We start from the raw sequence: 26498 nt of genomic DNA on the forward strand, positions 1-26498 counted from the left end.
ATTTGCCATGAGTGATCATTCTATGACGTCTTTACTGACAATAAAAAAAACGCCCATCATCGTCATTCTCTCTGTTCTCTGGGCAAAAACGGTCTTTTCCGCCACGGAATTCAATACCGACGTGTTGGATATTGGCGAACGCAGCAAAGTGGACTTATCCCGCTTTTCCGACGCCGATTACGTCATGCCGGGCACCTATCTGCTGGATATCAAAATCAACCAGAAAACGCTGCCCCAGCGCAGCATTCAGTATTTCCCGTCGCCGGATAACAAGAGCGGCAGCCAGGTGTGCCTGCCGCCTGACCTGGTGGAAAAAATGGCGCTGAAAGAAGAAGCGGCCAAAAAAGTCACCCTGTGGCGCGACAACCAGTGTGCCGACATTCGCGGCATCAAAGGCGCAGCGGTTTCCGATCGCATCAGCGGCGGCGTGCTGGCGATCACCATTCCGCAGGCCTGGATGAAATACTCCGATCCCGACTGGACGCCGCCCGAGCAGTGGGACGATGGCATCCCCGGCGTGCTGCTGGATTACAATCTCAGCGGCCAAATCGGTAAACAGCACCACGACAACGGCACCGCCGAAAGCCTCAGCAGCTACGGTACATTGGGCGCCAACCTGGGCGCCTGGCGCCTGCGCGCCGATTATCAGACCGATTTCAACCAACAATACGGCCGGCGCGACAGCAATTTCGACTGGAATCAGATCTACGCATACCGCGCGCTGCCGATGCAGGCCGCCAGGCTGACGCTGGGTGAAACCTACCTGAATTCGCCGGTGTTCGACGCCTACCGTTTTACCGGCCTCAACCTCGCCAGCGACGAGCGCATGCTGCCGCCCAACCTGCAGGGTTACGCGCCAGAAGTACGCGGCATCGCCAAAAGCAACGCGCGGATCACCGTCTCTCAGGAAGGCCGCACGCTGTATCAAACCACGGTGCCCGCCGGGCCGTTCGCCATTCAGGATCTCAGCAGCTCGGTACGCGGCAAACTGGATGTGAAAGTGGAAGAACAAGACGGCAGTGTTTCCACTTTTCAGGTAGATACCGCCAGCATTCCTTATCTGACCCGCCCCGGCTACGTGCGCTATAACGTGGCGCTGGGCAAGCCGTCTGCCTACGATCACCGCACGCAAGGGCCGGTGTTCTCCGCCGGCGATTTCTCCTGGGGCTTGAGCAACGCCTGGTCGCTGTATGGCGGCGCGCTGCTCGGCGGCGATTACAACGCCTGGGCTCTCGGCCTGGGGCGCGACCTGAACCTGTTCGGCGCCCTGTCGGTGGACGCCACGCAGTCGATCGCGCGCCTGCCCGATGAACCCAGCGCCAAAGGCATGTCATTCAAGGTCAACTACGCCAAGCGTTTCGACGAGCTCAACGGCCAAATCACCTTTGCCGGCTACCGCTTTTCGCAGCGCAAATTTATGACCATGTCGCAGTACCTGCAGGCGCGCTACGGCGACATTGACGATCGCTACAGCGGCCGACAAAAAGAGTTGTATACCGTCACCGCCAGCAAAACCTTTATGGCGGAGGACAGCGCTCAGGCGATCACCGCTTATCTGACCTACTCACACCAGACTTACTGGGACGCAGGCGCGCAAAACCGCTACGGCATGTCGACCAGCAAGCTGTTCGACTTCGGCGGGATCAGCAACATCACCGCCTCGTTGGCGGCCTATCGCACTCACTATCGGGGCCGCACCGACGATAGCGCGATGCTCAATTTCACCGTGCCTATCGGCGAGCACAACCGTCTGGGCTACGCGCTGCAGGTCAATAACCGCGACGTGACCCAAACGGCGACCTACACCGACAACAGCGACATCAACAATACCTGGCAGGTCGGCAGCGGCGTCACCCAGTCCGGCAAACCGACGGCGAGCGGTTACTACACCCATAACGCGTCGTTCGGCACGCTCAACGCCAACGCGTCTTATCAGCAGGGCAGTTACTCCTCGATAGGCGGAACTTTCCGCGGCGGCCTGACCGCTACCCGGCACGGCGTCGCCGCGCACCAGAACGCCGGCAACGGCGGCAGCCGCATGATGCTGGATACCAACGGCGTCGCCGGCGTGCCGATCAACAACGGCCGCGCTTACAGCAACCGCTTCGGATTGGCGGTGATCTCGGACATCACCAGCTACTACAACACCGATACGCGCATCGACGTCAACAAGCTGGCAGACGACGTTGAAGCCACGCGCGCGGTGGTGCAAGGCACGCTGACGGAAGGCGCCATCGGTTATCGCCACTTCGAGGTGGTGAAAGGCAGCAAGCTGTTAGCCACCATCAAACTGGCGGACGGTAGCGAACCGCCGTTCGGCGCCACGGTGCTGAGTGCAACCGGACGGGAGATCGCGGTGGTGAATGACGGCGGCTCGGTGTATCTGACCGGCGTCCAACCGGAAGAGCGGTTGGACGTCGCCTGGGAAGGCCGCCGTCAGTGCCGCATCACCATCCCAGGCGCCGCCAAACCGCTGGACCGGCTGCTGTTGCCGTGCACCAAACCGTAATCCGCAACACATTGAGAGTAGACGCATAACATGAACAAACATTCGATAGCAGTAACCGCGGGCAGCCTGGCGTTGATAACGCTGGCTTCGACGGCCGACGCGGCGATCGCGTTGGATCGCACGCGCGCCATCTATGTGAGCGACGCCAAATCGATCAGCCTTAACATAACCAATGAGAACAAAGAGTTGCCTTTCCTTGCTCAGGCCTGGATCGAGAATGCGCAACATCAAAAGATCGTTTCGCCGCTGGTGGTATTGCCGCCGTTGCAACGGGTGGAAGCCGGAGAACGCAGCGTCGTGCGCATTACCAAAACGCCGGAAGCCGAGCTATTGCCGCAAGATCGCGAATCGGTGTTTTATTTCAATTTGCGCGAAATTCCGCCCAAAAGCAGCAAAGCCAACGTGATGCAGCTGGCGCTGCAAACGCAGATCAAACTGTTCTTCCGCCCGAAGGCCATCGTCGCACCGCAGGGTGAGATATGGCAAGAACAGCTGGTGTTCCACAAAACCGCCGACGGTTTCACCATCGAAAATCCGACGCCGTTCCACATCACGCTGACCGGCATCGCCCGTCAGACGCAGAAACAAGGCGGTGGCGCGATCGGCGATTTTCAGCCGGTGATGCTGTCCCCCAAATCCAGCGAAAAAGTGCGTTTGCGCGACCATGGGTTCGACGCCTTCGTCGTCACCTATATCAATGATTTCGGCGGCCACCCCGAGCTGCGCTTCACCTGCAGCGCTAGCCTCTGCACCGCCGCACCCGGAAAAAAATAAGGAGATACGGCATGGCTGACTTCACCGGCCGCCTGCGGCCTCTGCTGATCGGCGCCTTGCTGCTCGGCAACGGCGCCGCAATGGCCTCTCCGCCGGGAGAGGTTCAGGGCACCAGCGGCACCGTCGGTTTTCAGGGCGCTCTGCTGAGCTCTCCCTGCAACCTGGCGCCGGACAGTCGCGATCAGTCGGTCGATCTCGGTGAGATCGGCACGCTCGCCTTCCGGCGTGTCGGCGATCAAAGCGCGCCGGTACGTTTTCGTCTCGCCTTTACCCATTGCCTGCTGGGCGCCAAGGCGCTGGCAGACAATCCGGCCGGCATGCGCAACGGCGACGCCGGCAGGCTTTACCTGCGGGGGGAGCAGGCCGCCACGCTGGTGTTCCTCGGTGAAAGCGATCCCGACAATCCGCAGTTGCTGAAGCTGCACGGCGGCGTACAAGGCGTTGGCCTGCGGCTGAAAGATCAACGGGGCCGCGCGCTGTCCCTCAACCAACCCAGCGCCCCCTATGTCTTGCAGCCGGGCGGCAATACGTTGTGGTTCAGCGCTCAATTGGAATCAACCCGTCCGTTCATCGAAGCAAACCAATTCAAAGGAGTGGTGCATGTCCAGCTGGTCTATTTATAAACGCCTGGCGTTGCTGGGTTGCCTGGCGACGCCGTTCGGCGCTCAGGCGCTGGAATGCCACCTGAATACCGAGAACGGCATTACCGAAGAGAGCGAGGATATCGGCCGGTTGACCATACCGGCCACCTTACCGGTCGGCAGCCGGCTTTGGACCTCTAAACCGATGAGCCGCGACGTTATGTGCTGGGCGCACGCCAGCAAACCCAAGGGGGAATGGGTTTATTTCTATCCCAATCCGGACAACCGGCAGTTCGCCGCCGGCATCGCCATGGGGGTGATTTATAACGGCCGGGATCTCGGCTTGATCAACTCCCGAGTACAAACCGATATGTTTCGTACCCCTAAGCAACGGGAGCTCGGTCATGTCAACTATCAGGTTTATTTGCAAAAAACCGGAGAAATCACCGAAGGGGGCGCCAGTCAGATCGCCGTTTTTCAGCTCGATGGCGTAGGCGGCATCAACGTCCACCCGGGAAAAAATTACCGTTTCACCCTTACCGGGCTGGATAAAATCAAAGTGATCCAGTGCGCCGCTTCGGTGGAGCTTTCAACCCCGGAAGGCGTTGACTTCGGTGAGATCCCGACCTGGAAACCCAATGCGGGCACCGTAGCGAGCAAGGATTTCAGCATCTTGATCCGCAAAAACGGCTGCAGCGACAGCTTCGCGCTGGAGGCCAATTTCATGGTGAAAAACGGCACGCTGACCGACGCTACCGGCTTGAATATGGACAATGGTTCAACCTTGCGCATCCACGATAATTCCAACCCCAAATGGATTAAATACAATCAGTTCGACAGCTTTGCCGACATGAGTGGCCGCGATCAGGTGCAAAAATCCTACAGCGCCTCATTGCAGGCCAGCGGGGAAGGACAGGAAGGCAATTTCCGCAAGACCGTAATCTTGCTGATTAATTATATTTAATGGTGGTGATGATGAAGAGCTATCGGACAATCACCGCTCTGTGCGGCATCGGTTTTCTATTTTCCTCCGCAGTCGCGGCGGAAAATAAGGAAATAGACTTTTTCGGCTCCGTGGTAAGCAGACCCTGCAATATCGACCCGCAGTCTCTTCACCAGACCGTCGAGATGGATACGGTGTTGATCAAAACCTTGTACCGCTACGGCCATACCAACCCCGTGTCATTTTCCATTCGCTTAACCGACTGTAAAACCGCCGTTTTCAAATCGGTCACCGCCACCTTTACCGGCACCGAAGATGCCGAACTGCCGGGCAAGCTGGCGATCAACAATGGCGCCAACGGCGCCGCCATCGCGCTGTTCGACGGTGCTGGCAAAGCGATTGATCTGGGCACGCCGACCGATGCGGTGACATTGCAAGACGGCCCCAACGCCCTGAGGTTCAGCGCCTATGTCCAGGCCCGGCCGAGCGCGATGAAAGATAAAAGCCTTACCGAAGGCGAATTCAGTTCCGTCGCCAATTTTGTGCTGGCGTACCAATAAGCCCCGCACCGCCCCAGGGAAATCAGGAAAACGACCGGCGCGCGAACGCCGGCGATTGGCCGTCACCGTTCGCTCCGGCGCGGCGCCGCGGCCTTTTAAGGAGCCACCCATGCCAGATATTCGCTTCACGCTGTTCGACAGCGATAACTTCTACCAGCAGGGGCTGCGTCTGCTGCTGCAGGACTATCTGCACTCCCTGAACGAATGCCAACGCCTGTACCCGCAGTTCTCGCCGCTGGCGCTGCAGGCGTTGGATAACATCGAAATCGTGTTCCGCACGCCGGAAGAGCGCTGGGGCTGCGCCTGCTGCTACCGGAGCCCCTACGGCATCCCGCGCCAGCGGCAGCTGACCTTGCTGATCCTCGACGACACGGCCCAGCAACAGGTGAAAAACCTGTCTCCGCTGTTCAGCATCCACCGGCGCGACTCGGTTTACGCCATTCGCCTCAAGCTGCAGATGGCGCTGGAAAAATTCATTCAGCAGCCGTGGATGGCGCTGCACGCCGCCGACATATGGAAATGCCAGGCCTGCCGCCTCGCCGCGCTGAGCCACTGTGAGAAAAAGGTGCTGGGCCTGATGAGCAGCGGCATGTCCGCCTGCAGCATCGCCGGCCTGCTGCAGCGCAGCCAGAAAACCATCAGCGCCCACAAACGTTCGGCGATGCGCAAGCTGAACGTGCGCAAAAACAGCGAGTTGAATCGGGTGCTGCTGAATCAGCGGGAGCTGAATTAAGCGGTATGCGCGATAAGCGAATGAGAATCATCGGGCTGCGCCTAAACGCAGCCCATAACAGATTAACCTGCCATTCTCTTTTCAATGAAAGAGCCTAAACGTCAGCCATAAATCAAAGATTCGTGCATTGGCCTGTAATATCACTGCGCCAGGATTTACCTTTGTCCTTAACCTTGCAGTTATGGGCATCCCGGTGGCTAAGCACCTTCCCGGAACAGTTCTTTGCGCTATAACATGTGCCTGCGGCCGCAGACGCAGTCAGAGGTAGCAGTAAGCATGAAGCGAGAGTAATAACAATCGATAGACTTTTCATAACATATATCCTTATTCGTTCATATTTAAGTTTCATCGTTGTACATATCGCAGAATAAATCTGCTTACGTCTTTCTATCCTCAACCCATTTTGTTTAATACGCCTCCTTACCTCTCTATCAAAACTTCAACAATGAACGACGCCGTTCTATCGAACAACGCCCCAGGTAAATGCATTGATAATCACGCTCGTCCAGCGGCGATAAACACGCGGCGCCTTTTTACCGATATAAGAACTACCAGCCAATGAATGAACAGGCTATGGTGATGACTATTATAACTTTGCCGTCATTCCGGCACAGACCGCGTTGCGACATCCCTTGTCGAGGCGGATTTCCATATTTCCCGGCGCTATCCCCGCGTATCTACCGTAACAGAGGCCGAAAGGCCGCTGTCTATTTGTTGCGGAGAGTCAAAAACAATTTTTACTGGGACGCGCTGGACAATTTTGGTGAAGTTCCCTGTCGCATTGTCTGGTGGTAATAAAGCAAAAGTTGCTCCTGTAGCCGGTGAGATACTATCCACCCTGGCATGAAATATTTTCCCTGGATACGCATCAACTTTCACCTCCACAGGCAATCCTTTACGCATACGTGCTTTCTGCGTTTCCTTAAAATTGGCGCTTATCCATGGGGCCGCTCCGGAGACGATACTGGCAATGGACTGCCCCGCCTGAACCATCATACCCACTTGCAAACTACGGTTGCTGATTACCCCATCAATAGGCGCAATAATCCGCGTGTAACTCAATGTCAATTTCGCCTGTTCCAGGTTTGCCTGAGCCTGTTCAACATTAGCCTGGCTTTGCTCAATTTCGCTTTGCAAGACCTGGAGTTTATCGCTTTGCGTTTTCAAGCTCGCTTGCGTTTGGTGGTATTTTGCCTCTGCGACGCGATAACTGGATGTGGCGTTATCCATGTCTCCCTTGGAAACATAATTCTTTTTCTGCAAAATTTGAAAACGGAGATACTGCTGATGCGCATACTGCAGAGTGGCTGCAGCAGAATTCACATCGCTGCGAAACTCGTCAATAGCACTTTTTTGCATTTGATAACTTGCCTGGGCATTCGTTAACGCCGCCCGACTTTGCGCCAGAGTCGCCTCTGCTTTCTGCAACGCGACAACAAACTCCCTGTCGTCCAACTGAGCCAACAAGTCGCCTTTATTCACCCGATGATTGTCCCGAATCATAGAGTTAACCACCACCGCACTGATGCGGGCGCTGACGTTTGTAATATCTGCTTGCACGTAAGCATTGTCGGTGGTTTGAAAGTAGCGCCAATAAAGCAACCAATAAAGAAACCCTGACAAAACCAGTAACACGAGCAGAAGGAAACCTATTTTTTTAGAATGTTTCATGATGAATTCCAACAACCTGAATGATGTACGCTTAATACCCACCATCCAGGTTGAAAATATTTTCATATTATGCGCAACAGTAGAGCCTATCGTTAGCACATCCGTATCAATTGTTTGCCGAAATGTTTTCCATTAAGTGAATCAATAAAAGCCTGAGGCGCATTTTCCAGCCCATCGACTATTGTTTCTCGGTATTTCAACACACCGTTCTCTGCCGCATTTAACAAGAATGCATCTGATTCGGCGTAGTCTTTGAACCATTCGGTTACCAAAAAGAAACGATTTAAAGGCGCATCCGGCAGGGCAGAGAAAAAGTCCGCCGGGCCGGATGCATCAACATCAGTGCCTTTATTGTAATTGGCCGCATTACCGCAGATAGGCACCCTTGCCCCCTCATTCAGCAACTTGGCGACAAACAGTGATACGCGGCCGCCCACGTTCTCAAAATAGATATCGATACCCTGGGGGCACGCGGCGCGCAAATCCCGGTTAAGGTCGGCAGTCTTGTAGTTAAGGCAACTGTCAAAACCCAGCTCCTCCACGACATACCGGCATTTATCCTCGCTGCCGGCCAATCCCACAACGCGGCATCCCGCCAGTTTACCCAATTGCCCAACGACGGAGCCAACCGAGCCCGAGGCGGCAGAAACGACCAATGTTTCACCCGGTTTTGGCTTCGCGATTTTGTTTAAACCGAAATAGGCCGATCGGCCCGGCGTCCCGACCGCACCGAGAAAAATAGAAGGTGGTAATGTTGTCTCCGGCAAACGATGAACAGTGAAGTTTTGAGCATCACCGATATAATACTTTTGCCAACCGGAGAAGGTGAATACGCGATCGCCAACGTTAAACAAAGGATTACGCGAAGCCACGATTTCCCCAATAGCCTCTCCCTGAATCACTTCCCCCAGCTTTATCGGGCTCACGTATTTGGTGCTTTTATTGAGCCGTGGCCGGAGATAGAGATCGATCGATAACCATTTGTTCTCAACCAGAAACTCTCCTGGATCCAATGGCCTCAACGAGCTGGTCTCCAATCTGAAGTTTTCCAGCGTAGCGGCGCCATCAGGGTGGCTGTTCAATACGATCGATGCATTCTCAAATTGACTCATGTTCTTCCCCCTCTTAACTACGTAGATACATGTTTACGGCATCAGCAACCGCCAGCCCTGTGGGCCAGGATTTAACGGCCTTTTTTACGCAAATGTGACGTCCAACGATATTTCGGCCAATAAAAACTGAACAACACCATCAACAAAGTCAGTGGCCAACCACAGATAAAAATAATCGTGTCAACGGGCAGATCCTCGCGCATTGACAGGCCATATACACCGACGGCTTTCAGAAGGAAAACCAAGATCCACGCCAATGATACTTCGTGCCACACTTTTGCGTATTGAGCGGTACCGTAAACGGGAATATCTTTCAACCTTGGCATCGCCTGTTCTGCCAGCGTACGTATCATTGGCTTGCCTACCAGAGAATAGAAGCCGAAGACCACCACCACTGAAGATGCTCCGCTGACCGCGAGAAACACATTTTCTTTCTTGATTGCGAACGGAGCATAGCCGCGTAAATACAAATAGTGACTAACGCCTGAAACCAGAATTAATGCGATCACCGACAATGAACCGCTACGCTTGTTAAATATTTCCACTGCGCCTGAATAAATAGCCGTCAGCAGTAATGCGAAACCCGCGCCTCCCCACCAAAAGGCGATGTTATAAAGCACGATCGGGGTAATGATAGTAATGCAAGCATCGCGCGACATCAGGTAGTGCCATATCGTCATAGAGCGCTGACTCATTCCTTACCCTCTTTTTTGACATGCAAACGAAAATCGCGAGAAGAGAACATCACAAGCAACGCGGTTGCCAACATCATTCCGCCCATAATCAGAAACAGATCGTTAAACGCCATGATTTCCGACTGACGGGCGATTCTTTTGCCAAGTATCGCGAAAGCCGTACTTTTTATACTCATGACGTCAACGGCCAAACCGCGCGCGATCATCAGACTTTTAACGTCATTGAGATACCCGGCAAAGGCATTGCTGCCGGAGACCAACGACGTCTTAACGACGTCGACATGGGTATAAATGCGCGTGATGAAAAAGGTGCTTAAGATGGCAGTGCCGCAGGAGCCTCCCAGACTGCGGAATATATTGATCAACACCGCCGAAGAGGCACTGTCTTTTTGCTGAATATTGCGGGTAGCCAGCAAGGAAAGCGGCACCATGATAAAGGGCTGGCCTAATGCGCGGATCAACATGGACCAGGCCATCTGTGGGCCGGCAAAGTCACCGTCCATCGCACAGTCCATAAAGGCACTGATGGCCAGACCAACAAACCCTATGCAAATTAGATACTTCTGGTTATATCGTTGAATAAGCAACGGGATAAAAGGCAGGATGATTAACTGAGGAAACCCCATCCAGATCACCACCGTACCGATATCAGAAGCATTGTAGTCATGTACCATCGTCAGGTAATACGGCACCAAGAATAACGTACCGTAGATAGCGACGCCCAACATGGCAAAAACCAAGATGGCGCACGAGAAATTGTAGTCCCGGAATAAGCGAATATTGATAAGCGGCTGGGCATGCGTCAATTGGGCATACATAAATATTAAGAAACTAACAGCGGAAATGACCGCCAACACGCATATCATATTCGATTCTAGCCAGTTTTCTTCACCGCCCTTTTCTAAAATCACCTCAAGCGCGCCCAAACACAGCATGACCGAAATGATGCCGACAAAGTCCCCGCGACGAATAATATTCCAGTCGATAACAGGGTGTTTTAAAGCATAGTGAATCAACCCCCAGGACAACAAAGCGGGTATCGCGTTGATATAAAATATGGCGTGCCAAGAGAAATTATCCGTCAACCAGCCTCCCAATGCCGGCCCTACCGCCGGCGCGAAAGTCCCTATAATGCTAAACAGCGACATGCCCAACGGCCGTTTTTTTAATGGCAGGATCTCAATAATCAAGCGAAATGAAATGGGAATTAGCGCCCCGCCACTGAACCCTTGAAGCGCCCTAAACACGATCATGGAACTCAGATTCCATGCGGCAGAACACAGCAGCGATGCCCCCAAAAAGCCGGCAATGCACCACAGCGCATAACGCCCGGTCCCCAGAGCCTGACAAAGCCAACCACAAAGCGGAATTGCCACTATCTCTGCGGTAAAATAAGACGTCATCAGCCAGGAACTGTCATTCAGCGTCGCAGAAAGCGCGCCTTGAATCACTTTCATGGATGAATTGGCGATTTGGATATCCAAAATCGCCATAAAACCGCCGATTAATCCTCCGAGAATAGCGCACCATTCACGCCTGGAGACCCTGGTGTCCTCGGCTGGCACCGCGGCCGTTGTCAAAACGGCGCTCATGACAATATCTTCCGCAGCTGGCTGGCCGTATGGCTTATCTGAGGCGGATTCATCATCGAGATGTGATTGCCAGGCGCGCTTATTATCGTCATCCCCCCGCGAGCCAGACGAGCCCAACCCAGTCCGGGTATCTCTTGTGCAATGCGGTCCGGCAGAATCTCCTCCGCCTCCGCAACCACGATCCTGCCGTCATATTCTTTGCCCTGATAGCTATCTGTCGCAGCGATATGCGCCTGTAGAATCGTCAGAAAATGCTGGAACTGCGTTGCGCTAATATTGTCAGGAACCAATTTTGCGCGCTTGAATTCCTGCAGGAACAACAATGAACGCTGCGCTTCGGACATCTCTGCCAGCGCAGGTGCGGCGATTGCAAATGACGCACCGGTAAAACGCTCCACCTTGCGGGCGAAATATGCAAGCCGTTCAAATTCATTCATCTGTGCGGCGCGATCAATCTGTATCTGAGGAGCAGGTTGATCGAGTATCAGCACCGTTGGCGTTCGCCCGTCGGCATGCTGCAGTTGGCGCGCCATTTCGAACGCGATTGTCGCCCCCAGGGACCATCCGCCCAGCACCAGATTTCGCCGTTGCGCAATATCCTGCGCCTGCTGCAGATAGCATGCGGCCAGCACCTCTATATCGTGGTTGTAGGCCTGATCTTCACCGAAGTTCGCCACCTGCAGGCCATAGATCGGATAGTCGGCCCCCAACTCACGCGCTAATGGGTAATAACACAAGATGTTTCCGCCTGCCGGATGAATCATCAAGAGCGTCGGTTTATCTTCCTCGACCCCGGTATTCAGCATCACCAACGGCGATAATACTTGCCGTTCAGCCTGCGTCAGAAAGGCCGCCAACTCGCCGACACTGCCGTGCTCAAACAACTGCCCTAAAGACAGAGTTGTGCCAAAATGCTGATTTATTTCGATCACCAACTTCAATGCGGTAATCGAATTTCCCCCCAGCGCGAAAAAGTCATCCCGCGTATCCAATCGCTCGCGTTGCAGCACGCGGCAATAAATGGCATATAAGCGTTGTTCGACGTCCCCTTCCGGCTCTCGCACCGATTGAGGTATGGCATCGTTCATGCGCGGCAAAGCACCATAGTCCACCTTGCCACCGGCCGTTAACGGCAAGCTGTCCAGCCAAACCCACTGATCCGGCTGCATGTAATGAGGGACCTTGCTTTGCAAAAACGCACGCACTTCCGCGCTGCGAGCCTTTCCTTCGCCGCAACAATACGCCACCAGCCAGCTCTCGCCCGCACCGTTCAGCCACTGTTTTACCGCGGCTTGAGCGATCGCCGGTTGCTGCTGCAATACGTGCTCGATTTCCGCCAGTTCCACACGATAGCCCCGCACTTTCACCTGGCGATCCAAACGCCCTAAAAACTCGAGGTTTCCGTCCGGCAGCCAGCGCCCTTTGTCGCCAGTGCGGTAAAGGCGTTCACCCGCCAAATAAGGATGCGGGATGAAATTCGCCCGATTCTGCTCCTCTAAGCCGATATAGCCTGCAGCCACATGCTCGCCGCCAAGATAAATCTCACCAGGAAGGCCGATAGAGACTAACTGTTGATAAGGATCCAATACCAACACGTGGCTGTCGGCCAAGGGCTTGCCGACCGGCAAATAGTCGCCCATCTCATCCGGCAAACCGTCCGGCAAGGTATAGGTCGCCACACCGACGGTACACTCCGTAGGGCCGTAGTGATTGACCACACGGCAGTCAGCCTGCAGTTGACGTATGCGTTTGACTAACGCCGTCGGGACTCTTTCTCCGCCCAAGACTAAAAGACGACGTGGCAATAGCGCACCCGCATGGGGTGACATGAGCAATGCGGTCAGGTGCGTTGGCGTGATCTTCATGCAGTCCAAGGGATGACTCTCCAGATAGGAGAACAATGCCTGCGGATCATTAAGCTGCTGAGTGCTTATCACCTCCAGTTGTCCCTGGTAGATCAGCGCCGGGAACAGCATGGTATGCGCCAAGTCGGTAGTGAAGGCGGAAAACATGCCATATCGCGCCCCGGCAGGTTGATCCAGGACAGAGGCGATGACCTGGCAATATCGGCTTAGCTGAACATGATTGACCCTGACGCCTTTTGGCCTACCGGTGCTGCCTGAGGTATAAATGATGTAAGCGGGAGCGTCTGTCGGCATTGTCAGTAATTGGGGATTCGTGCTCAGCGCGGCGCCGTGGCACTGGTCAATCGAGATTGTCGGCTGTGAAACCGCCGGCGATCCGGCATCCACCACAACGAAGCGCGCCTGTGCGTCCCGCAGAATAAAGTCGACCTGTTCCATCGGCAAAGTGATATCGACAGGCACATAGCATCCCCCTGCTTTCAATATTGCCAGCAGAGCCACGACACAGCGTTCGCTTTTGGCCATAAACAGCGCCACTGACTGCCCCGGCAACAGGCCATGTTCCAGCAAACAGTGCGCGAGACGGTTAGCCTGCTCGTTCAGTTGTCGATAGCTCAAAAGACGGCCATCGCAACGTACAGCCACCGAATCGGCACCCAAAGCATCGGCCTGACGCTCAAACTGCCGATGAACCGCCATGGGAACGGCGTCAAGCAAGCGTCTACACCCGCTCAGCAAGTGGCTATGTTCCTCGCGAGTCACCAATGAAAGATCGCGCACGGTTATTTGAGGCCGTTCGATGAGCGTTTCCAACACCGTGCGCAGATCGCTCAACATACGCGTTATCGTACTGCGGTTAAACAAATCGGGGTTGTAGTTTAAGGTAAACAGTAAACTACCGCGGCTTTCTTCAACCCACAGGTTTAGATCCAGTTTGGATACGCCATAATCGATTTTAAGCGGTTTATAGGTAAACAACGTGTTGTTATGAAAATGAGGAAATACCTGATACGTCAGCGCCGCCTGAAAAAGCGGATTAACCTGCGGATTTCGGATATGGCCAATTTCCTCAAGAATATCATTGAGGGGAATAGCCTGGTGCAGCTGAGCTTGCTCACTCTCTGAGCGAACGTCGCCAATGATTTCTCGTAACGTCGCCTCTGGAACGATATCCAGTTTCAGGGGTAAGGTATTCATAAACAACCCCAGCATATTCTGAGTCTCGGGTTGGTTACGATTGGCAAAAGGACAACCGATAATGATTTGCTGCTGGTTGCTGTATTTGTGCAACAAGAGCATATAGGCCGAAAGAATCATGTGGAAAGGCGTCGCGCCCAGCTGTGCAGCCTGCATCTGCAAACGCTGGGTGAAATCCCGATCAAAAGTGTGGCTTGCCATACTGCCTTTGGTGCTCATTTTAGCTGGCCGTGGGCGATCGGTCGTTATCTCAAGCAGGCCTTGCGCGTCATCAAACTTTTTAGCCCAATACGCCAAACCCTTTTGATATTCTGCCGTGGCATACCACTGTTCTTCTGCCAATGCATAGTCGGAGAATTGCAGAAAATCGTTTGTACGCGGTGTCTCGCCATGGAGGATTTGGAAATACATCTCCATGAACTCTTTAAAGAACAAGCTGACCGTCCAGCCATCTGAGATAATATGGTGAAACGTCAGCAACAATACATATTCATGTCGATTGGTTTTAATCATGCGCCAATAGGAAAGTGGCCCACAAGTCAAATCGAAAGAACGCTGTCCTTCCTGACGCGCAACGTTTTCTACCCATTCGTCACGCTCGTACTCAGGAAGAGACAAAATATCGTCATAGTGGAAATTGAACAGGACTTCATCACTCACGCACTGGCAGAGTTCGCCCTCCACCACGTTGAATGTGGTGCGAAGAATGCCATGCTTTTTCGTCAGAAAGGTCAGCGCCTTTTTCACTACCTCCATGTCGATGTCATGCTCGACGCGGCAAGTGACGGCATAAGGATTGTTGTACGCCTTACCGTCGTCAAGGTACTGATCCAATACCCAAATACTGCGTTGTGAACCGGTCACAGGGAAGTGCCGCCTGGCCGAGTCAGCTTGTTTTCTGATGATTTTACCGGAAGCCAACACCACTTGCGTTTTCTTCTCCCTGGCAATTTTTTTCAACTCATCCAAACTCAACGATTTGAGCATGGCGCTACTGATTTTAGTCATCATCAAATCCCGCTTTTGCCTGATTGGCATGTTTGCCTACGTGGTTTCCCCCAGGCTCGCACCTGGGGGGAGCCGGGTTATTCGCCTTGCAGCAATACTTCCAACTCAGCAAGGATCAGTTTTGACAATCCTTTAACGGTCTGCTCCTGGTAAAACAGATCGACGCGAATATCAATTTCAAAAATACCTGATACCGTCGACACAACCTGAACCGCCAACAGTGAATTACCGCCGAGTTCAGTGAAATTATCGTTCACGCCAATCCCAGAAATACCGAGGATGGACTGCCAAACTTTGACGATTTCCTTCTCGATGTCGTTTTCGGGCGCCATATATTCCACAGACAACGCGGGCCGCACATGGCCATCAGCGGCTTTTTCCTCCTCATTCTCCAATAAGGTTTCATTTTGAGCCGGGATAGACTCATCGATCAGTTGCCCAAGGTCGCTGGTGACAATAACCAATTGTTCAAATTCCAAATGCGCCAGCTGGCGTTTCAGCGCATCGAGCCCTTCATTGAACAAAATATCCTTGTCCGCAAGATTGACTTTCACCGCCGCGGGCGCCGCCTTCTCGTCCGACTCCACCACCTGATTGACTTGGGTCATTTTAATCAGAGTGTAATTTTCCAACGTCAATAACGGCACGCCGGCATGTGACAGGAAGACAATATCCATCGTAATGGCATTGTCCGTATGCTGATACGGCCCCTTCAGTTTGAGGTGCGCATAGCAATCCGTTTCCAGCGGCGCGTGGTAGGTTATTTTGCCGTAACTGATCGGCAGGAAGTTTTCCTGGGTGATATAAGTCAGGCAGCGGATCGCCGTGGCGTCGATCATCGCCGGGTGGAATGGATAGCGCGCAAAATCGTCATGGAAATCGGAACCGATAACTTTATGCATCAACCATTCGTTTTCCCCTTGCAAAATGTCTTGGTGGTTGTCCCACCGCGGGCTCAGCGAAAGGAAGACATCGCCAGTATTGGCGTTGCCCAGCTCGCACTCCAGCGGCTCGTACGCCAATGCTTTCGTACAGCGCTGGCGAAGAGACTCAAGCGATGCCGGTTCATCCTCTGACTCAGCCACTTTTGAGCTGACTAAACCCAGCGCATGCTCCTGCCAGGCCAGATCCAACAGGCCTCTGCTTCGCAGGCTAAACTTGTAACCATGACTCTCTGCGGTGACCAGCAACTGCATGTTGCGCGGCCAGGCATGATGATAAATGACGGGTTGCGTCAACAGCAGATTCTTAACCTGCAATCTCTCTTGAGGTTTAAAATGGCTCATCCATTCGTACAGCATCGATAATATCGTCGCGCCGACCAATGACGGCTGATGCGTCAAGCGATGCTCATCAATGACCCAGTCTTTTTGCACCGCCAGGTTGACCCGATAACGCTCTTGCATTCCCTCACGGCCAATCAACGTCAACAAATCGCCCTCTACTTCTTCAAACTGTGCGGATTTACTATTTTTTTGCTCAATCAGATGATTGCTCCAACGCACCGCCATACCGATATCCCCCCACTTACCCCAGTTGAGAGAAACCGTATGCCCAGAACGTTGCTGGTTGCGGTAATGGGCGAAAGCGTCCATAAACGCATTGCCCGCGCAATAATCGATGCGCGCCTCATCGCCGACAATCGAAGTGATCGAAGAGAAAAGAATGAAGAAATCAGGCTGTTTATCTTTAAGCAGCTCGTCCAAAATCAAACTGCCGTTCACTTTGGGATTCAACACGCCAGCACAATCGGCGTCATTTTTCAGCGGAATAATTCCGCCGCCGGCAATCCCCGCGGTATGGAAAACGCCATCTATGCGGGTAAACCCGGCCAGCACATCGCGCATACCGGCATAATCGCAGACATCAACCTGCGCAAGATGCACGGTGTTTCCACGTTCTTCCAGCCGTAAAACCCCCGCGATTTTCTCACTCACCGAATCGTCCACCGAATGCTGCTGCAGCCACGCTTGCCATTGATCGCGCGGCGGCAGCTCAGTGCGATAAGTCAGGATCAAAGTCGCATTGCTGACCTCTGACACATGGCCCGCAACCAACATGCCCAGTCCGCCCAAACCACCGGTAATGAGGTAGACACCCTCATCCTTCAGCTCCGCAGCAATTCCCGTATCATCTTGCTTCAGATGAACGGCCTGATAATCTTCCTCCCACCGGTTGCGCCCGCGATAAGCCACCAGATTGCCATGCGTATCGATATGGCTTTCGTCAATCAATTGCTGTGCTAAATCATGGGGCGCCGTGTAGCCGAATAAATCCACATCCACAACGTGGCACCGCACTTCGGGATACTCGTGATAAAAGACGCGCGCAGGCCCAACGACCAACGCTTTTTGCGGTGAATACAGCCGTTCCTCCGTCACATTGAAAATATTGTTGGTCACAAACAAGAGGTGCAGGTTTTCCAGCAGGTTTTCACTGACCAATGCCTGCTGCAAATAAAGAGGGCTGTAAAATGCGTCGACCTGCAGCGCATAGCCATCACCATGGCACTGCGGTGCGCCGTTATCGGCAGAAAGGTTCCACATATTAATGATGCGAGTGGGACGCAGCGCCAGGTTCTTCACACTTTTCAGCAGGCGAACGTAGTCTTCGCGTTTGGAGGGATCGATAACGTAACACCCGTTCGCCGCATCCTCCTCATAGTGAGTGCCGCGCCAGACGGTCAATACGCGCTGTGCGCTTTCCGCCAGCTGCCTTTGAATATGTTCGGCGATAACCATGGCGTCCACGAACAGCAGCCAACATTCCGAGTCTGGATCGATGCGGCTACCTGCCATGAACCTGGCGGGAATGGTGCGTTTCCAGGCCGGCATGTGAAACCATTCGCCAATATCCGCTTTTTTGCGTTTGAGGGCGCTGACGGAACTGGCGCTCTGTCCTCCTTCGGCTCCTCGCTTCAGCGCCGGCAGCTTGAATTCCTTACGTTCGAAAGGATAGCCCGGCAATGGCAACCGGCGGCGATGTTCATCACCGTAAAATTGAGCCCAGGAGATTGTTACACCGCTGGCCCACAGGCATCCCAGCGAGGTAAGTAAATATTCTCCCGTCAATTCCACATCCTTCGCGGTAGGCAGCGAAGAGTAAATCAACGCGCTTTCATCCGCCTTGAAATGCTGCTTCGCGGCCGATTCAAGAGAACGGCCTGGCCCCACTTCCAGGAAGATATAATGCTGATGTTCTTCAGACATCAACGTTTTGAATGCGTGAGAGAACAGCACTGGATTGCGCACATGTCTCACCCAATAATCGCTGTCAGTGGCTAGCGCATCGGTTATCCAATCGCCACTCACCGTAGAGACGAATGGGATTTTTGGGGCGTGCAATTCAATGCCGTCGATGACCTCTTTAAAAGCTGGCAATGCCGGTTCCATCATGTATGAATGGAAGCCATGGGAGGTATCCAGATGCTTGCAAAACACATTGTTGTCTTCAAGCTGCCGTTGGAATACCTCAATCTCATCCAAATCGCCGGCGACCACGCAGAGCCCCGGGTAATTGACGGCGGCAATCTCCAATTTGTCGCCCTGTAACCGCTGACGCAGCGACTCTTCATCCATCAGCACGGCAAGCATTGCGCCAGCCGGCAGCGCTTGTACCAGTTTGCCGCGTAACGCCACCGCGCGCAGCGCATCTTCCAGGGAGAACACGCCGGCAATACACGCTGCGACATATTCGCCAACGCTGTGGCCTATCATGGCATCGGGTTTGATCCCCCACGACATCCATAATTGCGCCAGACTGTATTCGACAATAAATAGCGCAGGCTGCGTAAACTGGGTTTCATTAATACGGTTTTTTCTTAATCCTTCGTCGCCTTGGAAAATTATCGACAATAAATTTACGCCCAAGATCGGGTCCAAATAGCGACAGCAGCGATCCATCACTTCGCGGAATTTCGGGTAAGTGGCGTACAGCTCACGGGCCATATTGATGTATTGGTTGCCCTGGCCGGGGAACATAAACACCACGGCCTTATCGCCTTTCGTCAACGTTGAAATATTGGCGGACGGCTGGTTCAATTTCTCCAGTAACGTTTCACGATCCTGCCCTACGACGACCGTGCTGTGCGCAAACGGCTGGCGGCCCACCTGTAGCGTGTAGGCGACATCGCCAAGATTGACGTCCTTGTTTTCAACCAAGAAATCGTGCATACGTTGTTTCATCGCTTCCAACGCAGTTCGGCTCTTCGCCGAGAATGGCAGCATAACCAAGCCATCATGGCGAGTGCTTGGCTCCGTTCGCGGCGGAGCCTCAAGAATGACACAGGCGTTCGTCCCCCCTACGCCAAACGAATTCACCAATGCACGATGCGGTTCGTCAGAACTCGCCAGTTTGCTCAATTCGGTATTCATCACAAACGGGCTGGTTTCAAATGCAATATTGGGATTTGGCGAAATATAATGCAGTGAAGCAGGAAGGTCCCCTTTCTCCAATGCCAATGACGCCTTAATTAAGCTCGCCATGCCGGAAGCAGCATCCGTATGCCCGATATTCGTTTTTACCGAACCCAGCCGGCAATATTGTTTTCTGTCGGTAAATTCACTGAACGTCTGGCTGAGCGAAGTGAACTCGATAGGATCCCCCAACGCAGTCGCGGTGCCATGCGCCTCGACGAAACTGATGGTATCCGGATGAACCTGCGCGTTGTCGAACGCCTGTTTCGCCACCGAAATCTGGCCTTCGATACTTGGCGCGGTATAGCCCGCCTTCAGATTGCCGTCATTATTAATCGCCCCGCCTTTCAATACCGCATAGACATGGTCGCCATCACGCAATGCGTCACTCAAGCGCTTCAATATGACAACGCCGGCTCCGCGACTGAATACGGTGCCATTGGCACGAGAATCAAAAGCATAACAACGCCCATCCGCGGACTCCATTCCGCCTTGCATGTATTGGTAGCCACGGCGTTCAGGGGTATCGAGGGAAACGCCACCGGCGACTATCAGATCGCTTTCCCCATTCAACAGACTATTAATACCCATCACCACGGCGACCATCGCGGTAGAACACGCCGTTTGCACATTAACGCTGGGCCCTTTTAAATTCAGCTTGTACGACACCCTGGTGGTAACATAATCCTTATCGTTATTGGTCACCACTGAAGCACCGCTCACGTACTTTTGCACATCAGGATGCGTATTGACTTTATTCAAATGCCACGCAGTACCGGTTCCGCCAAAGACGCCGACTTTACCGGGATAGGTACTGGGTACATAACCCGCATCTTCAAATGCATGCCAGCTGCATTCCAAAAATACCCGATGTTGAGGATCCATAATTTCCGCATCACGAGGTGTGATATCGAAGAAATTGGCGTCAAAATATTGCGCATTACCCAAGATGCCTCTGCGACGAATATAGTTTGACGAGGCGATCATTTCCTCTTCAATGCCGCTGGCTCTAAGCTCCTCTTCAGTGAACGTACTGATCGTTTCTACACCATCTAGCAGATTTTTCCAGAACATTGCCTTATCTTCTGCACCCGGGAAGCGCGCAGACATTCCCACGATAGCGATATCCCTATCACGGCACGTTGTTTGATATTTCATCTTTACCTCACCATGTGTAGCACAATTAAAATTAATAAATTATTTGTTTTTTCCTAATAGCTCAGCATTTTTCTCTGCAATGCGTTGACTTAGCATCTGTACGGTTGGGTATTGGAATAAATCCATAATGGTAATGGGCGTGGAAAACTTATCTTTTATTTCCCTGTGTACTTTAGACATCAATAACGAATTACCTCCAGCGTCAAAGAAATTATCTTTCGTTGACAGCTCCTTGTTTTTTAAAATCGTTCTCCATACAGAAATGATTTGCGCTTCTATATCAGAACTCATCTTGCTTTTTATATCAACCATCTCTCTCTCTCCTTTATTTTCATGCGAACTAAGGTTAGATTTATCGACTTTGCCATTTGGATGAATCGGCATCTTATCCAATGAAATAAATCTGGAAGGCAGCATAAAGAAGGGCAGAGACTTCGCCAAAGCGCTCTTTACCTCCTGAACATTAATAGGCTGTTGATGACGAGAAACATAAAATGCAGATAGCGTTGGTATTTTATTATTTTGGTTGAACTCTACAATAACGGCGGCATGCGATATCTGGGGCAAAGCCTGCAAATGCATTTCGATTTCAGCCAGTTCAATCCGATGCCCACGAACTTTTACCTGATCATCAACCCTGCCGATAAATTCCAAGACATTGTCATCAAGGCATTTGACCAAGTCGCCGGTTCGGTACATTTTATGATTTTCGCCCGGGATAAAAGGATCTTTGACGAAACGCTCGAGGGTCAACGTTTCAGCATGCAGGTACCCCTTGGCCAGAATGTCGCCGCCCAAATAAAGCTCACCGCAGTTTCCGGGCTGAACAGGTTTAAGCGCGTTGTCCAACACATAGGCGCGCGCATGGGGAATCGGCCGTCCTATGGGAACCATGCCCTCTCCCTGCTCTGGCAAGCACGGCCAATGGCAGGCAAAAATAGTCGCTTCCGTCGGCCCATACAGATTGTGGATCTGCCCGGAGAACTGACGGCTCAAATCGTCGACCAAACTCTGCGGCAGCGCTTCGCCACCGGCGAAAATATGCGTTAAAGTTCGACAATCGCCCACCACATCGGCATCAACGATAATGCGTAACGCAGTGGGTACAAATTGGGCAACGGTAACCCGGTGGCGGCGAATGAAATTTGCCATTAGCAGGGGATCATATTTCATTTCCTCATCGATCAGCGCGCAGCTTGCGCCAGTCATCAAAGGCCAAAATATTTCCCAGACAGAAACATCGAAACTGAAGCTGGATTGGTTCAGTACCACATCATGCTGGCACAGATTGAACGCAGCCTGCATCCATTTCAAATACTGTACAACCGTGCGATGACTGACCATCACCCCCTTCGGCTTACCGGTTGATCCGGACGTATACATGACATAACAGAGATTGGACCCACTGACTTTCGGCAAAGCCGATGCCAAAGGTAAAGTGAGGTCCAGGCGCGTGATGTCCAACCATTCGCAACGCTGGGAGGCGTCTTTCAACGCCTGATCCAGAACACCGCTCGTAATGACCAGTCTCGTACCAGCATGATCAATCATGTATGCCAGACGGTTAACAGGATAATATGGGTCCAATGGCAAATAGCAGGCGCCTGCCTTGAGTATTCCTAATAAACTGATAACCAGATCCATTCCCTTATTAAGGTAAACGCCGACGATATCCCCTGGTTTTATCCCATGACTAATTAATCGCTCCGCCAATGCATCCGTATATTGGTCCAGTTTTTGATAGGTCAGTGCGTTATTATCACATCGCAACGCCACCAAATCCGGCGTAGCATTACTCTGCCATTTAAATCTAGCATGAATAATATCTTCAGATACCATGATCTGAACCTCTAATTTATATTGTATTGTTTGAAAGTAGATTTCTTAAAAACAGGATGCATCAAAGAGTCATTCTTTCAATTATCCCGATATATTCTTTTGACAGCCGTATCACTTCATCTTTTTTTAGCGCTGCCATATGATAGTTAAAGCAAACATTTAGACATTCTCCTTCATGAATAGACAATGTCATATCGACTTTTGCGAAGTCGCTTTCTACCGCTTTGACGTCAATATCAACTCCACCACAATTGACCGGTGATGGCATCGCACTTAAATAGTTAAAACAGACCGGCGCATACAAGAGATCCATCCAGCCATGCGCGCGAATGTCACTATTCAAAATATCATAAGGTATCGTTTGATTTTCCAATAACCCATACACTCTTTTTCGACAACGATCTAAAAGCGATCCGATATCATCTTCAGGACTGTACTTATCGTAATAAGTCACTCTATTTACGAAACAACCCAACAGCGAGGTTTCTTCATAAAGCATGCGATTGGAGACAGGGATGCCAATTGGCACATGGCGATAACGCGTAAAAGTATTTAGCAACACATTGAATGCCGTCAGCATACAAACAAAAACTGTGGTTTGGTGGCTTCTCGCAAAGGCCATGAGCGATTGCGTCAACGCTTTCGAGATCGTAAACCACACATTTTTTCCCTCCAACGTATCTCGGGGGGAGAACAGGGAAGCATCTGCGCCGGTATGTACGTAATGAGCAAAAGTTTCCAGCCAAAATTCTCTTTCCTGCGGGTAGCGCGTCGGCTGGATGCACTGCTGTTGCCAGCAACGATAGTGCTGATACCCCTTGCCTTGGCCTAGCTCAAAGCCACGATCGCCCGCGCGGTAGGCCTGAAAATAAGCAATGAATTGCTTGAAGAATAAACCGATAGAGTCATGGTCAAAAACGGTGTGGTGGACCTGTAGCAAGAGAATGTGCCAGCTCGCCGGTAGGGACATGAACCGGATATGAATGAGCGGCATGAGTTCAAGATCCATCTCGGGTACGCCGGCGGCGGCCAACAGCCCTTCGTCGCTCAGCTCATCGAAAGTGCAGATCTCCGCCGCGCACTCCTGGCGCACGATCTTCAAATCCGACGCGGGATAGTCTCCCTCACTGCAACTAACGTTGTTTAGATTAAAGCGACTGCGCAATACTGGATTATTCTTCAAGATCTGCTGAATACTCCACTCCATGGCGGAAATATCCAGCGGCCCACCGAAGGCCAACCTAAACGCAATCTGATAAGCGCCAGGCGCCGGGCTGATTTGATCTAAAGTTAAAAAATAGCGCTGTTCACTAGAGATAGACGGGAGCCTAAAATCATTTTCAAGCACAACCGGGTCAGTATCATTGACATAGTAAGGCACGATAAACGATAGCAGATGAGGCGTTGCATTATCGAAAAACAAGGTGTAATCAATATCGCTAAATAATCGGCGCTTAATTAATTGCCTTATCTGAATCACCTGCAACGAACCGCCACCCAGATCAAAGAAATTATCATCTGCGCCTAAGTCACAGAAACCTAATGCCTCCTGGAATATATCAATGAGTTCTTGTTCCAATTCGTTGGCGGCGGGACGAAAAGCATAACTCAGCGCAGGGCGTGATGGAACGGGTTGGGGCAATCGCTGGAGGTCCAGTTTTCCGTTAGGAAGTTTTGGCATGGTTTCGACAAAAATAAAGTGCGAAGGAATCATGGCTGCCGGTAACGTCAAACGCAAAAAATTCCTGATTTCGTTTGCCGAAATAGTCCCCTCAGATTCCGGAACCAGGTAAGCGATCAATCGTATGCCCCCCGTGCTTTCCTCTGTCTTCCGCACCAAGGCGTGTCTAATTCTGTGATCTTCACGTAAGGCGATTTCAATCTCTTCCGGATCGATTCGCACTCCATTTATCTTGATCTGGCGGTCGATGCGACCCAGATAGACAATCTCGCCATGCGAATTGAATTTTCCCAAATCACCGGTTCGATGGCCACGATAGCACGCATGATCGATTTCCTGCGTAAAGAAACGTTGGTGAGTTAATGTATCGCGATTGAGGTAACCGCGCGCCACGCCTTTCCCAACAATACAGATTTCCCCACACCGATCGCCGCTGACAGGTGAACAGTCATCATCAACAATCAGTATTTTACTGCCTCGCAATGCCTTACCCAGAGTGACCGCCTTCCCTTTTTCCAAACGAGCGAAAGAGCCGTTTGCCGTCGTTTCCGTAGGGCCGTATAGGTTATACACCGTTGCGTCTGGACATTGCGCAAAGGTTCGCTCTTTTAGATCAAAGGGAACCGGCTCACCGGAAAGAAATACGGTTGTTGGTAAACGCGACGCGCCGCCTGCTTGACGATCGTAGCGCAGCAACGCATCCCATACCGTCGGCACACAATAAAGCGCTCCTGAAGGATGTTGTTCGTACCAAGTCAGCAATTTTTCAGGCTCATGCAAAATATTGGCAGGTAAAATATGCAACGTATCGCCACGCAGCAAAGGGGCATAAAGTTGCGTAACCGCAGCAGCAAAACTCAAGGTTGAAGTCAGCGGTAATACTGCCTGAGTTTCAGGCCAAAGTGCTTGGTTGAACCAATCCAGGTAATAACTCAAATTCCCGTGCTCAATGACAACCCCTTTTGGTAACCCGGTAGAGCCTGAGGTATACAGCACATAAGCGATATCCGTTTTCTGTACCACGGGCAGGCTTATCGTAGCCGGCATATCTGCATAGGCGATATCCTCTAACGCCAGCGTAGAAGGGAAATTTTTTCCTATCCCCGTTTTACGCATGATGGAAACCGTGGTCAGCAACAAAAAGGCTGCAGCGTCATCGAGAATTTTTAATACTCTCTCGTTAGGCAAAAAATCTGATAAGGGAATATAGGTGTAGCCCGCTTTGAGAATTGCCAACAGCACCACAGGCATCATTAGACCTGGCTCCAGATAGACAGCAATTCTTCCTCGTGGATGCATCGGATATTTTGATAATAAATAGCGCGCTAGTAGATTGGACTGGTATTCAAGCTGGGCATAACTCAACGTTTGCTCGCCAAAAACGACTGCACGCTTAGCCGGTCGTTGGGTTGACCACGTCGAAATGGGTTCAAAAATAGGCTTTCTGTCATTCATAACAGCTCCTTCCATATTTTCCGCCTAAACTCAACAGTAAAATCCAAAGAAACTCAGGTTCAAACCTCGGTATGTTTTTTGATCAAAAAATGCCCGAAGGTTGGCCATCAGATTCTTAATAAAGCTGGCGTTTTTTTTGCAATCAAAAGACAGTCATTACGACAACTGACATATGCAGAGGAAAGCATGATCGCGCAGTCTTGCCACGATTCATCTGAAATTTAAAATAACCTAGCCTATTTAATATCTCTAAATAGTTATAATTATGGATAATTCCTACTGAATGATTACGTTAAGTAATTAGTTAGGAATAATAATACCATGAGAATGATACTCAAAGACCAAAATGATTCAATTTGTAAAATATAAAAATTTTCGCATACTTTATCTGATTAAAATTTAACCGATATAACCGCAATAAGTTGATTTTAAAAAAAATAAAAAAACAACCTAATCAGAAAGCATTTGTTACATATGATATTTACTTTTGATTTTTTTGGCATTTGACAGAAGATAAAGTTAAACAAACATAAACAAATTGCGGTGTGAAACTCACTTTTAGAATAGGGGTATAAATATAAAACCGTGATGCAATCGACATTTTATCAAATCGTCTAAACAATTATTTTTGTAATTATTAACATATCAATATCTGGGTATCGAGATAAAATCGTCGCATATATTCTCACTGTTAATGCATAACCATGTTA

The 26498-nt window shown here is 51.5% G+C and carries 14 protein-coding genes; 6 read left to right on the top strand and 8 right to left on the bottom strand.

The genetic code is table 11. The features are described from left to right. Positions 1-7: 7 nt before the first annotated feature. The 6 genes from SSARUM_RS22700 (at position 8) to SSARUM_RS22725 (ending at position 6100) form a co-directional block, all read left to right on the top strand. Positions 8-2509, top strand: a complete 2502-nt coding sequence (locus SSARUM_RS22700; RefSeq protein ID WP_060431141.1) for a fimbria/pilus outer membrane usher protein — start codon at positions 8-10, stop codon at positions 2507-2509. A gap of 30 nt (positions 2510-2539) precedes the next feature. Further along, positions 2540-3283 carry a fimbrial biogenesis chaperone gene (locus tag SSARUM_RS22705; protein ID WP_060388436.1) on the top strand — a complete coding sequence of 248 codons (744 nt, stop codon included), beginning with the start codon at positions 2540-2542 and terminating at the stop codon, positions 3281-3283. Positions 3284-3294: 11 nt separating this feature from the next. Beyond that, positions 3295-3906, top strand: a complete 612-nt coding sequence (locus tag SSARUM_RS22710) for a fimbrial protein (protein ID WP_060388437.1) — start codon at positions 3295-3297, stop codon at positions 3904-3906. Then, complete coding sequence (locus SSARUM_RS22715; RefSeq protein WP_033636360.1) at positions 3884-4828, top strand: fimbrial protein; 945 nt, start codon at positions 3884-3886, stop codon at positions 4826-4828. Before SSARUM_RS22710 ends, SSARUM_RS22715 begins: the two co-directional genes overlap by 23 nt. Next, complete coding sequence (locus SSARUM_RS22720) at positions 4828-5367, top strand: fimbrial protein (protein ID WP_086556970.1); 540 nt, start codon at positions 4828-4830, stop codon at positions 5365-5367. The genes SSARUM_RS22715 and SSARUM_RS22720 overlap by 1 nt, the downstream gene beginning before the upstream one ends. Positions 5368-5476: 109 nt before the next feature. Beyond that, a complete protein-coding gene (locus SSARUM_RS22725) occupies positions 5477-6100 on the top strand; it encodes a helix-turn-helix transcriptional regulator (RefSeq protein ID WP_033649366.1) in 624 nt (207 codons plus the stop codon). A gap of 663 nt (positions 6101-6763) precedes the next feature. Here the strand turns inward: SSARUM_RS22725 and SSARUM_RS22730 are convergent. The 8 genes from SSARUM_RS22730 to SSARUM_RS22765 all read right to left on the bottom strand — a co-directional run bounded on the left by SSARUM_RS22730 (position 6764) and on the right by SSARUM_RS22765 (position 25788). Then, a complete protein-coding gene (locus tag SSARUM_RS22730) occupies positions 6764-7771 on the bottom strand; it encodes an HlyD family secretion protein (RefSeq protein ID WP_033638614.1) in 1008 nt (335 codons plus the stop codon). Positions 7772-7863: 92 nt separating this feature from the next. Continuing rightward, on the bottom strand, positions 7864-8883 hold the full coding sequence (locus tag SSARUM_RS22735) for an NADP-dependent oxidoreductase (RefSeq protein ID WP_033636362.1): 1020 nt from the start codon (positions 8881-8883) through the stop codon (positions 7864-7866). 71 nt (positions 8884-8954) lie between these two features. After that, on the bottom strand, positions 8955-9578 hold the full coding sequence (locus tag SSARUM_RS22740) for a hypothetical protein (protein WP_033636363.1): 624 nt from the start codon (positions 9576-9578) through the stop codon (positions 8955-8957). Further along, positions 9575-11170 carry an MDR family MFS transporter gene (locus SSARUM_RS22745; RefSeq protein WP_065424452.1) on the bottom strand — a complete coding sequence of 532 codons (1596 nt, stop codon included), beginning with the start codon at positions 11168-11170 and terminating at the stop codon, positions 9575-9577. Before SSARUM_RS22745 ends, SSARUM_RS22740 begins: the two co-directional genes overlap by 4 nt. Then, positions 11167-15243 carry a non-ribosomal peptide synthetase gene (locus SSARUM_RS22750; protein ID WP_223182046.1) on the bottom strand — a complete coding sequence of 1359 codons (4077 nt, stop codon included), beginning with the start codon at positions 15241-15243 and terminating at the stop codon, positions 11167-11169. Before SSARUM_RS22750 ends, SSARUM_RS22745 begins: the two co-directional genes overlap by 4 nt. Positions 15244-15317: 74 nt before the next feature. Next, positions 15318-20813 (bottom strand): type I polyketide synthase, encoded by a 5496-nt coding sequence (locus tag SSARUM_RS22755; protein ID WP_033649367.1) that lies wholly within the window; start codon positions 20811-20813, stop codon positions 15318-15320. 39 nt (positions 20814-20852) lie between these two features. Further along, complete coding sequence (locus SSARUM_RS22760; RefSeq protein ID WP_033649369.1) at positions 20853-22652, bottom strand: non-ribosomal peptide synthetase; 1800 nt, start codon at positions 22650-22652, stop codon at positions 20853-20855. Between the two features lie 61 nt (positions 22653-22713). Then, a complete protein-coding gene (locus SSARUM_RS22765) occupies positions 22714-25788 on the bottom strand; it encodes an AMP-binding protein (RefSeq protein ID WP_039569059.1) in 3075 nt (1024 codons plus the stop codon). Between the last annotated feature and the right edge of the window lie 710 nt (positions 25789-26498).

Source organism: Serratia sarumanii, assembly GCF_029962605.1.
In the GTDB taxonomy this organism is placed as follows: Bacteria; Pseudomonadota; Gammaproteobacteria; order Enterobacterales; family Enterobacteriaceae; genus Serratia; species Serratia sarumanii.

What these genes read in the sequence shown, in the direction of transcription:
- SSARUM_RS22755 (WP_033649367.1), bottom strand. Translation starts at nt 20,813, where the DNA reads ATGAAATATCAAACAACGTGCCGTGATAGGGATATCGCTATCGTGGGA.
- SSARUM_RS22760 (WP_033649369.1), bottom strand. Translation starts at nt 22,652, where the DNA reads ATGGTATCTGAAGATATTATTCATGCTAGATTTAAATGGCAGAGTAAT.
- SSARUM_RS22740 (WP_033636363.1), bottom strand. Translation starts at nt 9,578, where the DNA reads ATGAGTCAGCGCTCTATGACGATATGGCACTACCTGATGTCGCGCGAT.
- SSARUM_RS22725 (WP_033649366.1), top strand. Translation starts at nt 5,477, where the DNA reads ATGCCAGATATTCGCTTCACGCTGTTCGACAGCGATAACTTCTACCAG.
- SSARUM_RS22750 (WP_223182046.1), bottom strand. Translation starts at nt 15,243, where the DNA reads ATGATGACTAAAATCAGTAGCGCCATGCTCAAATCGTTGAGTTTGGAT.
- SSARUM_RS22700 (WP_060431141.1), top strand. Translation starts at nt 8, where the DNA reads ATGAGTGATCATTCTATGACGTCTTTACTGACAATAAAAAAAACGCCC.
- SSARUM_RS22715 (WP_033636360.1), top strand. Translation starts at nt 3,884, where the DNA reads ATGTCCAGCTGGTCTATTTATAAACGCCTGGCGTTGCTGGGTTGCCTG.
- SSARUM_RS22735 (WP_033636362.1), bottom strand. Translation starts at nt 8,883, where the DNA reads ATGAGTCAATTTGAGAATGCATCGATCGTATTGAACAGCCACCCTGAT.
- SSARUM_RS22745 (WP_065424452.1), bottom strand. Translation starts at nt 11,170, where the DNA reads ATGAGCGCCGTTTTGACAACGGCCGCGGTGCCAGCCGAGGACACCAGG.
- SSARUM_RS22720 (WP_086556970.1), top strand. Translation starts at nt 4,828, where the DNA reads ATGGTGGTGATGATGAAGAGCTATCGGACAATCACCGCTCTGTGCGGC.
- SSARUM_RS22710 (WP_060388437.1), top strand. Translation starts at nt 3,295, where the DNA reads ATGGCTGACTTCACCGGCCGCCTGCGGCCTCTGCTGATCGGCGCCTTG.
- SSARUM_RS22765 (WP_039569059.1), bottom strand. Translation starts at nt 25,788, where the DNA reads ATGAATGACAGAAAGCCTATTTTTGAACCCATTTCGACGTGGTCAACC.
- SSARUM_RS22730 (WP_033638614.1), bottom strand. Translation starts at nt 7,771, where the DNA reads ATGAAACATTCTAAAAAAATAGGTTTCCTTCTGCTCGTGTTACTGGTT.
- SSARUM_RS22705 (WP_060388436.1), top strand. Translation starts at nt 2,540, where the DNA reads ATGAACAAACATTCGATAGCAGTAACCGCGGGCAGCCTGGCGTTGATA.